This is a genomic window from Breznakia pachnodae (genome assembly GCF_030814225.1).
GTDB classification, from domain to species: domain Bacteria; phylum Bacillota_I; class Bacilli_A; order Erysipelotrichales; family Erysipelotrichaceae; genus Breznakia; species Breznakia pachnodae.
In genome coordinates, this window is record NZ_JAUSUR010000004.1 from 172089 (window position 1) to 184378 (window position 12290).

General features: G+C 34.1%; 15 protein-coding genes. All 15 read right to left on the reverse strand.

What is annotated here, in order from left to right:
- Nucleotides 1-2: 2 nt before the first annotated feature.
- Nucleotides 3-299: a L7Ae/L30e/S12e/Gadd45 family ribosomal protein gene (locus tag J2S15_RS11965; RefSeq protein WP_307408602.1), complete on the reverse strand. Its 297-nt coding sequence runs from the start codon at nucleotides 297-299 to the stop codon at nucleotides 3-5.
- A complete protein-coding gene (rnpM, locus tag J2S15_RS11970) occupies nucleotides 292-549 on the reverse strand; it encodes an RNase P modulator RnpM (RefSeq protein WP_307408603.1) in 258 nt (85 codons plus the stop codon). The genes J2S15_RS11965 and rnpM overlap by 8 nt, the downstream gene beginning before the upstream one ends.
- 15 nt (nucleotides 550-564) lie before the next feature.
- Entirely contained in the window at nucleotides 565-2280 is a 1716-nt protein-coding gene (gene nusA / locus J2S15_RS11975; protein WP_307408605.1) for a transcription termination factor NusA, read from the reverse strand.
- Between the two features lie 14 nt (nucleotides 2281-2294).
- Nucleotides 2295-2762 (reverse strand): ribosome maturation factor RimP, encoded by a 468-nt coding sequence (rimP, locus tag J2S15_RS11980; protein ID WP_307408607.1) that lies wholly within the window; start codon nucleotides 2760-2762, stop codon nucleotides 2295-2297.
- Between the two features lie 108 nt (nucleotides 2763-2870).
- Entirely contained in the window at nucleotides 2871-4961 is a 2091-nt protein-coding gene (locus tag J2S15_RS11985; protein ID WP_307408609.1) for a BglG family transcription antiterminator, read from the reverse strand.
- 218 nt (nucleotides 4962-5179) lie between these two features.
- A complete protein-coding gene (gene dapA, locus J2S15_RS11990; RefSeq protein WP_307408611.1) occupies nucleotides 5180-6064 on the reverse strand; it encodes a 4-hydroxy-tetrahydrodipicolinate synthase in 885 nt (294 codons plus the stop codon).
- Nucleotides 6061-6669 (reverse strand): SIS domain-containing protein, encoded by a 609-nt coding sequence (locus J2S15_RS11995; RefSeq protein WP_307408613.1) that lies wholly within the window; start codon nucleotides 6667-6669, stop codon nucleotides 6061-6063. Before J2S15_RS11995 ends, dapA begins: the two co-directional genes overlap by 4 nt.
- Nucleotides 6670-6723: 54 nt before the next feature.
- Nucleotides 6724-8028 carry a PTS ascorbate transporter subunit IIC gene (gene ulaA, locus J2S15_RS12000; protein WP_307408615.1) on the reverse strand — a complete coding sequence of 435 codons (1305 nt, stop codon included), beginning with the start codon at nucleotides 8026-8028 and terminating at the stop codon, nucleotides 6724-6726.
- A gap of 24 nt (nucleotides 8029-8052) precedes the next feature.
- The gene (locus J2S15_RS12005; RefSeq protein WP_307408617.1) at nucleotides 8053-8334 is read right to left on the reverse strand and encodes a PTS sugar transporter subunit IIB; all 282 of its coding nucleotides are present in this window, start codon (nucleotides 8332-8334) and stop codon (nucleotides 8053-8055) included.
- 5 nt (nucleotides 8335-8339) lie between these two features.
- Nucleotides 8340-8792 carry a PTS sugar transporter subunit IIA gene (locus J2S15_RS12010; protein ID WP_307408619.1) on the reverse strand — a complete coding sequence of 151 codons (453 nt, stop codon included), beginning with the start codon at nucleotides 8790-8792 and terminating at the stop codon, nucleotides 8340-8342.
- Between the two features lie 184 nt (nucleotides 8793-8976).
- Nucleotides 8977-9267 carry a hypothetical protein gene (locus J2S15_RS12015; RefSeq protein ID WP_307408621.1) on the reverse strand — a complete coding sequence of 97 codons (291 nt, stop codon included), beginning with the start codon at nucleotides 9265-9267 and terminating at the stop codon, nucleotides 8977-8979.
- 18 nt (nucleotides 9268-9285) lie between these two features.
- Nucleotides 9286-9660 carry an SseB family protein gene (locus tag J2S15_RS12020; protein ID WP_307408623.1) on the reverse strand — a complete coding sequence of 125 codons (375 nt, stop codon included), beginning with the start codon at nucleotides 9658-9660 and terminating at the stop codon, nucleotides 9286-9288.
- Nucleotide 9661: 1 nt separating this feature from the next.
- A complete protein-coding gene (locus J2S15_RS12025; protein ID WP_307408625.1) occupies nucleotides 9662-10399 on the reverse strand; it encodes a type 1 glutamine amidotransferase in 738 nt (245 codons plus the stop codon).
- Nucleotides 10396-11709 carry a Mur ligase family protein gene (locus tag J2S15_RS12030; RefSeq protein WP_307408627.1) on the reverse strand — a complete coding sequence of 438 codons (1314 nt, stop codon included), beginning with the start codon at nucleotides 11707-11709 and terminating at the stop codon, nucleotides 10396-10398. Before J2S15_RS12030 ends, J2S15_RS12025 begins: the two co-directional genes overlap by 4 nt.
- 117 nt (nucleotides 11710-11826) lie before the next feature.
- The gene (locus J2S15_RS12035) at nucleotides 11827-12264 is read right to left on the reverse strand and encodes a pyridoxamine 5'-phosphate oxidase family protein (protein WP_307408629.1); all 438 of its coding nucleotides are present in this window, start codon (nucleotides 12262-12264) and stop codon (nucleotides 11827-11829) included.
- Nucleotides 12265-12290: the final 26 nt, after the last annotated feature.

Genomic DNA, 12290 nt, shown 5'->3' on the forward strand with positions numbered 1-12290 from the left:
ACCTATCCTTTCAATATTTCGCTAATCTTCTTTGCAAACCCCTGATCCAAAATACCAACTGCTTTGATATTATGTTTTCCAACGGCATTGCTTAATTCTTCACTACTTTCTATAAAACCATATTTCACATGGTAATATGTACACTTATCGGTTATCCGTTTCTTTGTATTATCAGATGCATCTTCTGCAATCACCACATACTTGCAACGGCCTGCGCGAATCTCTTTAATCAGAGTTTCACCAATCGATATTTTTCTTGATGCTGCAGCCAATCCAAATATTCCATATTGGCTATTCATTTACTAACTTCCTTAGTTCATCATATACAGCATCATCTACTTCAACATTCAGTGCACGATTAAGAATTTTCTTCTTTTGTGCCAAATCAATTGCATCAATTGATTTCTTTAAATATGCACCACGGCCATTCGCTTTTCCAGTTTCATCCACAATTACTTGTTTCTCTGGAGTGCGAACTACTCGAATCAGTTCTTTCTTAGGCAACTGTTCCTGCGTAGCCACACATTTTCTCAAAGGTACTTTTCGCAAGTTCATCCCTCTTTTCTATTCTTCGTCGTAGAATTCATCGTACTCATCGAAGTCAATATCATCATTAATCCAATCTTTTTCTTGTTCGGCTTGTTCAGCAGCTGCAATTTCAGCCAATTCTTCTTCAGTATAGATTGGTTTCAACTCGTAATCCTTTTCATTTGGATCAAATGTAGGTTGAGGAGTTGAATCTTCAAAGATGTTATCATCATCGTTTTTCTTATATTTTTTCTTCGCTTTTGGTTTCACTGCTTCTTCTTTTTTAGCTCCAGCAATTTCTTCAAATTTCGAAACATAAGCACGTTTTTCTTCGATATCAATTCCTTGTGCTTTCTTTTCTTTCGCTAAACGAGCAGCCTTTTCAAGCTCATCTTCTTCTTTTGGTTTTTCTTCAACAACTTTTTTCTTCGCTTTCGGTTTTGCTGGTTTCACTGGTGCTGCTTCTACTGTTTCTTCCACAACTTCAGTTTTTGCTTCTTCTACAACTGGTGCAGTTTCTGCAGGCTTATCAGCTTCTTTGATGAATTCTTCTTCAATAATTTCATCACCTAATAACTCATCACTAAATTCTTGTTCCACTTCTTGGCTTTGAAGTTCACTAAAGATTTGTTGTTGTTCAAGTGCACGTTTTTCTTCTTTTTCTTGGGCAACACGTTGCGCCTCATTTGCAGAAATCGTTTGCCAGTCAATACCCATTCTTTCAGCATCACTGATTGATTTGATATCGATTGTGCTTCCAGTTAATTTAACAGCAAGGCGTGCATTCTTACCTTTTTTACCGATTGCAAGTGATAATTGATCATCATTTACAATAACCATTAATCCACGTTTTGCTTCATTTGGAATTACTGCAAGAATTTCAGCAGGAGCAAGTGCGTTTTTAATTAACTCACCAACATCTTCACTCCATTCGAAGATATCAATCTTTTCACCCTTTAATTCTTCAATAATTACTTGTACACGAGTACCACGAGGTCCAATACAAGCACCAATTGGATCAATGTTTTCATTGTTTGAATAAACTGCCATCTTACAACGTTCACCCGCATCACGAGCAATTGCTTTAATTTCCACAATTCCTTGGAAAATTTCAGGAACTTCTTTTTCAAACAAACGTTTTACTAACACAGGATCTGCACGAGATACTAATACTTGTGCTCCTTTTGTTTCTTTATTTACATCACTAATAACAACTTTTAAATGTTGTCCTTCGTAATATTCTTCACCAGGAATTTGTGCAACCTTTGGCATAAGTGCCAATGTCTTACCAATATTAACAAGACAGAACTTATCTTCCACCGTTTCCACAACACCAGTTACTAACTCTTCTAACTTGTCAGAGTATTCATCGTACACTGCTTGTTTCTGAGCTTCTCTAGTTTTTTGTTTCATTACGTTTTTCGCTAAAATAATTGCGATACGACCAAACTCAGTGAAATCAACTTCTTCTTCCACAAAATCGCCTAATTGATAGTCTTCACGAATCGCTTGTGCATCTTCCAAAGAAATTTCTAATTCATCATCTTCCACTTCTTCAACTACCAACTTCTGGTGGTATACTTTAATGTCATCGTTATCAAATGAAACACGTACATATGCATCTTGAATATCGATATGTTTACGATATGCTTTTGTTAGTGCTTCTTGCAACGCTTCAATAATAATGTCTTTTGATATACTACGATCTTGTTCAATTTCCTGCATCGCTTTGATTACATCTTTTAATTTCATTTTCTTAGTCCTTCCTATAATTTAACGGATAAGCGAATCAGACGAATATTATCCTTTTCGACTGATATCTTCTTCTTAATATTTTTCACAAGATATTCTATTTCAATGCTGGTGTCATCTACTGCACGCAGATAACCCAATACTTCATCCAGTCCAGCTTTTGGATCATTCAATTTCACATAGATGAATTCTCCAAGCGCTTCCTTAATTTCTTCATCAGTTCTAAGCTCACGCTCAGCCCCAGGTGAACACACTTCCAAATAGTACTCATACTTGATGATATCCAGTTCATCTAACTTATCTGAAATAACACCTGATACCTTTGCACAGGTATCAATATCCATTTTTCCTTCTTTATTAAGAATTGATACTTGCAAAATCTTCATGTTGCCATCTTGTGTCCAGACAATATCATACAAGACTAAGTCCTCAGCTTCGACAATTGGCTCAATAATTTCTTTTAATTTTAAAACCGTAGCCATGCTACCTCCTATTCAATAAGTAAGAGTGGGCTCACACCCACTCTTGTTTTCCATATGTGCACATTCTATCACAGTTTATAGCAAACTTCAATGATTATTACCATTTTCTCACTTGCCCTTCGTATGCTCATAAATATACTGAATAATCTCTTGTGGCTGTTTTGCACAATCCAACATTTCATAAAACTTTTGATCAGCCATCAGATCAATCAATTCATTCATCGCCTGCAAATGTAATTCACTGTTGGTAGAACTCAAAGAAAAAATATACTTCACTGGATCATTTTCAGCACTTCCAAATTTAATTGGTTCCTTTAATACACTAATACCAATTGCTGTACCATAAGCTCCTGCCTCAGGTAAAGCATGGGGTAATGCAAAATGTTTAGTAATTACAAAGTAAGGACCAAGACGACGCATATCTCTAATAATTGTTTCAATATATTCATCATTTACAATCCCATCTGTTTTCATTTCTAAGAATCCTTCACGGATTGCATCTTCACGATTTTTTGCTTCTAGCCCTAGATGAATATAGCGTTGATTAAGTAAGTCAATCAATTGCAGTGATTTTTTTTCTTCATTTAATACCTGAAAACTAAAATCAGTAAAATAAGAAGCCAAATCACTATATAAGTCTTGTTCCTCTTTTACTTCTGCATATTTACGTATAATATTCATTACCACATCAATATTTGGTCGATTAGTAAACGTATTACCAAATAATGCATATAGTTCTCGTACAACTTGATATCGTTCTCTGGTGTTCATTACTGGCGATACTCTTACAATTGGAATATCTAAATCAACATCATTTAAAATATAACTGGTGGCAAATACAATATCTGCCTGATCTTTCATTTCCTGTAACTTCCCCACATTAATTGGCGGTAAGAAGTGAAGTTCAGGAAACAGATTCTTTAATTCATTATAAAGAATTGCAGAACTTCCGATTCCATTTCCACACACAACAAGTGCGGTTTTCTGTTTATTATTTTCAAGCATTCGATGATTGGAAAAAATCGTCGCAAAATGCATTGTAAGATAAGCAATTTCTTCATCAGGAGTTTCCTGAGGAAACAGAAAAGCAACTGATCGCATTGATTCCTTCACTAATTTATAAAGTTCGGGGAATTCATCTTGGATTCTCTCACTTAATGGGTTGTAGATCGGAAGTTTCATAATCATTCGATAATATGCTGGACGAATATGTCCATAAAGTTGTGTGAATATTTTTTCTATATCTTTAAAATGAACACCACTTAATGATTCAAAACGCATCAGCACTTTCATTACCAGTTCAGATATCAATGTCCAGTCTTTGGTATCTTCATTAATATCTCCTACTGAGATACCAAGAATCCACGAACTTATATAATAAATATCTGCTTTTGGTATATTCTCTGTATTCTTATAATTTTTTAATAACTCAACTGTAAATTTATATTCTTTTAATGATTGAAGAATTGCTGGTTGAATATGAATCAGTAGTTCTTCATTTTCATGACTGCTGTTTAAAATTCGCATCTTTAAAAAGATAAAGATATAAATAAACTCATTCAGACGATCCTCCACAAAATGAATATTGTGTTGATTTGCCAGTTCATCAATTACTAACTTTGAATATTGAAAAATATCTAAATGAAATTCATCAATAAACAAATCAAACATTCTTCCACTTGGTTCTTTTGATAATGTTGATAATACAATCTCAATCATATAACGACGAATATCTCCTTCATCACCTTCCAGATAGTATCCGGACATTCGATCATTCTTCACAACAATCGAATAACTTGTTAGTTCATCCGACAATGCTTTTATGGTTTGAAGTACAGTAGAACGACTTAACTGCAGAGAATTGATAAAGTGTTGAAGTGAAAGATATTCAAAATTTAAGAACATCATTAAAAATAGGTAATTTTGCCGTTCTCCTTTATTCAAGTAATAAGGCTGCACCTGTTGTTGTTTATGCAGAATCAGTTCAATTGCACTACGAATATCTGGTGTGATTACAAGTTCTCCATTACTGCTTAGCTGAATGGTTAGCTGATTTGTTGTTTTTAAAATCTGATTGATTTTATCTAAACGATACATAATCTGTCGTTTAGATACTTTGGTTTGAATCATCAGATCATCAACTGAAAGATATGCTTTATTGGCAATTGACTGCATTAGTAGTAATAATTCTACTTCCATGTAACTTCCCTCCGTTAATTATATTTTATAAGTTCAATATAATTATCTGCGCTTTTTATTATAGCACTTACACTCACCCAATACCTATATTTTTTGCAAATTCTCCCTTACAAATGATATAGACAGTTTCAGAGATGTCACTTAACATCTCTGGTTTATCTGTTCTCTTTTTATGGATTTGGTCATTCTCACTTATGACACAAACCTTTCTATCTTTATTATAACTTACCTTTATAGTAATCTAACATTTCCTGTATTTTCTTATCATCTTCTTTTGTAGGTGTTTCAAGTGGTAAACGAACTTCGCCAACATTTAATCCTGATAGTACAAGGGAACGTTTCAATACTGCTGGTTGAATCTTCAGTTTATTTACACCTCTTAACGTCTCAATATCAAGTTGTGCTTTCTGCGCGGCTTCGATATCACCTTTCAGATAATTCTGATAAATTGCAACATCTATTTTCGTTAATAAATTAGAAGTTGCAGCAACCGCTCCTGTTGCACCTGCCTGTAATGCTTTTAGAATCATGGAATCAGATCCTGCAAGAACAATAAAATCTTTCTCTTTTGTGACTTCAATATATGCTTTCATATTATCGAAATCACCACTACTATCTTTTATCCCCTTAATGTTTTTTACATCACTTAGTTCTTTTACAACTTCTAGTGAAATTGGATTTCCTGTAAGGGAAGGAATATTATAAAGTAAAATTGGCAAATCAACATTTTCAGCTATCGTTTTGTAATGTGCTATCAGTTCTTTATCTGATAGTTTTTGAAAGTAAGGTGCAATTAGCGATACTGCATCGACTCCCACATCATTCATCTTATTGGCTAGATCAATTGATAGCTTTGTCCCACAAGATCCTGCACCTGCATATACTGCAACTCGCTTATCAACAATATCTACCACTAAGCGACAAAACGATACTTTCTCTTCATCACTTAGACTTTGAAACTCTCCATTCGTTCCTAGGATAAAGATTCCATCAACTCCATCTGCAATTAGTTTTTCAATCAACTCTTTAGTCATTTCTTCATTAATTGTATAGTCAGCGCGAAATGGTGTGACCATTGCCGTAATCATTCCTTCAATTTTCATTTGTTTCCCTCCCTGATACTTTTTCCTAACGAACCACCTGGATGCCATTTTACATATTCACTTGGAGTAATTTTTTTATATTCCTGAAGTAGGATTGATAACCCCTGAAGTACAATCATTTCTGCAATAATTGAAGATCTTGGTGGTTTATTCAAAACATCTCCTTCTCGCTTTACACCCGCAAACAAACATACATCACATTCTTTCGCTAACCATGAATCAACATTTCCTGTAACAGCTATTAGCACTGCTTTGTTTTGTTTCAAGGTTCTCACGGTTGCCTTTAACTCTTCTGTTTCACCACTGTTGCTAATTGCGATGACAACATCTCCTGCCACTACCTGACCTGAACTACCATGAATGGCTTCGGTAGCATCTAAGACATAAGCTGGTGTTCCAGTAGAAGAAAACAGGGATGCAGCATATTCTGCCACATGGGATGGTTTTCCAATTCCTGAAATATGTACACGGTTTCCATTTGCTTCTGCTTTTACAATCATCTCTTTGGCTTTTTGTAATGCATCTGCATCTATTTTATTCATAAAACTTTCAATTTCTTCTTTACTAATCGTTATGTAATTCTCTAATATCTCTTTTTCTCTCATTACTAAGCTCCTTTAATTTTAACGAAAGGCAGAAACCAAGTTTCTGCCTTATCTTTAGAATCCAAATAAAGATTTAACAAATTCTACTACTTGGTATAATGCACTTCCGATAATGTTGTAATCGATGTTTGGGAATGATGCTCCTTCGATTCCCAGAGCTGAGAATGTTGGATATAGAAGTAGTGGTAAAGCTACTAATCCAATACCGACAATAAATGATCCGATAAAGGCTCCTTTCCAACCTCCATATGCATTTCCAAATACCCCACAGGTTCCTCCAGAGAAGAAACAAATACCGGCTGCTGGAATCATAATAACTGAACTATTGAGAGCAACCATAGCACCCATGGCAACAAGTCCACCTAGGAATGAACCAACAAATCCTACAACTACTGCTGTTGGAGCAAACGGGAAGATTGCTGGACAGTCAACTGCTGGTTTTGAATTAGGGATGTATTTTTCAGAAATTGCAACGAATGCTGCTGTAATTTCAGCGATAAATTGACGAACCCCATAAATCAGAACACTCATACCTGCTGCAAATTGTAATCCTTGAAGTAATGGGTAAATAAACCATAAATCGGTTCCTGCTAATTCTTTTACTGTATCCATATGACCGTTTGCTACACATGCAAATACTGCTACATAGAATAGTACAACCATAAATAATGCTACTGAGAAAATGAAATCTCTAAATAAATCAAAGAATTTAGGCATTTTCACTTTACTTGAATCAGCTGGTTTTTCAGATTTTCTTTCGAATTTCCCAATTACTTTTCCAACCCATCCTGAGAATGCGTATCCTACACAGTTAAAGTGACCAATTGCGATATCATCATTTCCTGTGATTTTATTCATATATTTCTGACAAAGTGTTGGTAAGGCAGCTCCACAGAATCCTAGAATAATACCTCCAACAATTACGGTTACAACCATTGGTGCACCTAATGCAATCATTACTAGACCTAACACACATGCAAAGTATAGAAAGTGTTGTCCAGTTAAGAAGATTGCTTTGAATCTTGTGAACTTAGCAAATAATAAGTTAGCGGCAAATCCAACTAACAACAAGAGGGCGACCTCGGTTCCATGTACATTTAACGCCATACTAGTGGCAACCTCAACTTGTGTTGTAACTCCTTCAATTCCAAATCCTTGATTAAATAATGTTGTGAAATTCGTTACGATGGTTCCTAAGAAATTTGAACCAATATTGAAAATCATAAATCCAATAATAGTCTTTGAAGTTCCTGATATAACTTCTGTTGCTGACTTCTTTTGTAGCAACAACCCAATACAAGCGATAATACCGACAATTAAAGCTGTATTTCTCGTTTGGGCTAAAATAGCATCTAACATCTCTTTTCCTCCTTATATGTTTTATTATTTTTCTACTGCTTCTAAGAAGCCTTCTAGTTTCTCTTTAATCTCTCCTTTGTTCATAATATTTAGAACACCAAGAGCATAATAATCTCTTCCTTGTAATTCTTTGGCAAGGTCATCCATGGTAACTACTAAGTCTCCAGTAAATCCATTTAATGAATCTAAGTTTCCATGTTCTGTTTCAATATCAAAGTTATTTTCTTTGATTACTTGATCCACTTTAATTTTCAGCATCATACTAGAACCCATTCCAGCACGACAACAAACAAGTGCTTTATGCATAACATTTACCTCCTTTCTTTCTCACTCACATACTTAAGAATTTCTTTTGGTTGTGTTGCCTGATCCAAAACTTTATAGAAGTTCTCATCTTCCAGTAAATCAGCTAATTCTGCAAGTGCCTCTAAATGCTCTTTGTTCTCTTTTGCACTTAAACAGAAAATATACTTTACTGGATCATTTTCCTTATTACCAAACACAACAGGTTCTTTCAACGTCGCGACACCAATCGCAGTTTCAATAACTCCCATTTGTGATCTGGCATGAGGAATTGCAACATGTTTGGTAATTACGATATATGGACCACTTTCTTTTACACTATCGATAATGGCATCTACATATCTCGCTTCTACCTTGTTTGATAAAACCAATGGTTGCGCTGACTGACGTATTGCGTCACACCAATCTTTTGCATCAATATTTAGTTTTATCAGTTTCTCACTTAATAACTTACTTAACATCGCTCTCTCTTCTCCTTGCCATTTCCTTTGCATCTCTATCATAAATCTGACCCGTTTTCTTTTCAATTTGTTTTCGGTCCAACTTTTGTATGTGATTCTTACATTTTATAAACTCTTTAGAATTTATCACAAAAAAACACCTTAGTTTTCACTAAGATGTCGTTCAATTTGTTACATGAAAATGTTAAAATTCTTTTCTGTTTATCAAATATTTTTTGATATCTAAAACATCAACAATACAAATAGCAATGAATAAAATAAAGACGAAAGTAAACAATAGATATTCTTTTTGCATAAAAAATAAATAACTCATACCTCCAAGCAAAACTGGCCAAATAAGATATTTAAGTGTAACTCCCAAAACATAAATTATCCATGCTCCAGTTCTTACGCTTAGATGTAGTTCATCATTTTTTCTTGCACTATTTATTTTAGAAGACAGTTTTTCCCAATAAATACCTATAAATGATCCCATAGTTTTCCTTTCTCTTTACTAGTTTAATCCTTGTTGCAACAATCCTTTAATCTCATCCGCATATAATACAATGGATTCCTCTTGTCCTGGATTAATTACAATATTATTCTCTTTCAATGTTTCTAACAAGTCCGCAGCATTTGCTTTCACATATGGAGTTTCATTTTCTCCCAAGAACGTTTCTAATGACTGCATTGACAAGAAAATCGGAACATAAGAAATATCATCATGTTGAATTGAGAATACACGAAGGTTATCACCTTCTTTAACTCTAGTTCCATCTATATCACTTGATGCGATAATATATACATCATTCAGCAATAATTCAAAGAAAAATTGTTTCTGCATTTCTTCATCACGAAATGCTTGTTCAAAAAGACTATCTAATGCCATATTACCCTTTCTTTGCATGCATCCGTTTACGCATTGCTTCTTTCGCTTGTAGTTCTAACGTATCATCAAGTGGTTTTAATTCTACATTATCATATTCTTTTGACAATGCTTTCTTAATAATGAAATCTGCCACTTCTGGGTTTTTAGGTAATAAAGGACCATGCATATAGGTTCCTAACACTTGTCCATTATAGAATCCTTCATATTCTCCTTGGTATACATTTCCATGGCCTGATACTACTTTACCAAATGGTGTAGTAACATTCATTGTTTGACCACCATGGTTTTCAAAACCAACAACCGTTACTTTCTTTCCATCCAAATCAGCTTCAATTTCAATATTACCAATACATCTACCAACATTTGGATTACTTTTTGTATAGTAATCAAAAATACCAAGACCTTGGATTTCACGATTATTGTTATCAATATAGTATTGACCAAAGAACTGATAACCTCCACAAATTAACAACACAAATGATTTTGCATCAATTGCGTCTAAGATATCTTGTTTACGATTCACCAAATCTTCGTATAACAATCCTTGTTCACGATCAGCACCACCACCAATAAAAATCAGATGAAAGTCACTTAGATTCTTTTCTTCATTGATTCCACATGTATCTACTTCAATTTCAATATCACGATCCAAACAACGTTTCTTTAATACCTGTATATTTCCACGATCACCATATAAATCCATAATGTCATGGTACATCCACAATACTTTCATTTTCATGAGGCATTCCTCCTCAGTACTCCACGCATTGGTTGTAATGCAGTATAAGTTGCAATTACATATGCATGATTATCTAAACTTTTTAACTTTTTAATTGCATCATCCATATCTTCTAGCACAATTAAGTTTCCTTCGTAATTTTCATAACGTAATCGTAATGCCATATCATAAGCACGTAGCCCACAACAAATAATATTTTTCGTTGTATCATTTACTAACAAATCGAAATGAGCATCCCATATCCACGATACATCAGTACCATCCTGATCATTGTCATTTAATACGATCACAATATCTTTCGCTTCTTTATCACGCATAATATATTTCATTACTTCATTGGCACCAGTTGGATTCTTAACTAAATTCAACAGACAATCTTTACCAATATCAAAGTGTTCCATTCTACCATCTTTTAATTCAAATGACTTTAACACATCTCTAGCAATCGCTAAATCCATGTTTTCTAATTTCGCCAATGAGATTACCCCTACACAATTATAAATCGCATACAGTGCATCCTGTGGTGCATGAAACTGCATTCCATCTACCACAAACGTTTGATTCGCAATGTCTACTTCATGAGCTTCCAGATAGAATTCATTGTGTCCAAATGAACAGTTAGGACAATGAAAACGACCAATGTGTGAATATTGATAATAATCATACTTCAATTCCGCATTACAACGGAAACAGAACTTTCCTTCACTTGCTTCATTGGATACTTTCATACTCATTTCATTTTCATCTACACCAAAGTAATGTACTTGAGCATGTGTTGCTGAATCTGCTAAACGCACAACATTTGGATCATCACCGTTTAATACCAATGTTCCTTTGTATTCTTTTAATGCAGATTCTACTCTACCTACTACATTTTCCATTTCTCCTGCACGATCTAATTGATCACGAAAGAAGTTATTTACCAATACTTTTGTAACTGGTACATATTTCATTACATGAGGTACATTTAATTCATCTACCTCAATTACAATACAATCCGCATTTACTTTCTTATTCATTGATGTATTCTTCAACATCAGTGTAGTAATACCAACTAATAAGTTATCACCACGATTGTTGCAGATAACACGATTGTATTTTTTCTGCATCAGTGCATATACCATATTTGTGGTCGTTGTTTTCCCATTTGTACCACTTATCAAAATGATATCTTTTGGGTATGTAATTTTACTTAAAATATTCTTATCTAGTTTCAATGCAATCTGCCCTGGTAAAGAACCACCTCTACCAAATAAGCGTAAAATTGCAGTAATCAGTTTTACGATAATAATTGTAATTCTAGCTTTCATTGGATCTCCTAACAATAACTGCCATAATTATAGCATTTCCCCAAGAAAAGTAATAGCAGTTTTCTTCCAACCTACGCAAAAAGAAGATCAATGATTTTTGACCTTCTTCATCTATTATTAAATTTCTACTTCAAAGAACTCTACAGGAACTTCTCCTTCAAATCGCCATCCTTTTAATCCAGTTAATTCAATTTCAATAAATTGATTACTCTGCATATCTTCTCCAGGTGCTCCTTCTTCAAATGCACCAACATATTTTTTACGATAGGCTTCATTAATAGCTTTATTTTCATCTGCAAATACACTACCTAAAAATTTAACTTTCCCTTCTCCCTGATAAATACCATTCATCCCAATACAAAATCCTATATTATTATTGGTTTCCATCTGACGATATTTATTAGAACCTTTACTTGTGTAAAAAATAATACGACCATCCACCAACAATGGACTCACTGTTCTCACTCCAACTTTTTCACCATCAGAAGTTGCAAGAATCATTACCTCTTCTTTATTCACTAACTCTTTTACTGCTCCCACTAAATCAAAACTCATAATGTATACCTCCATCTACTTTCCAG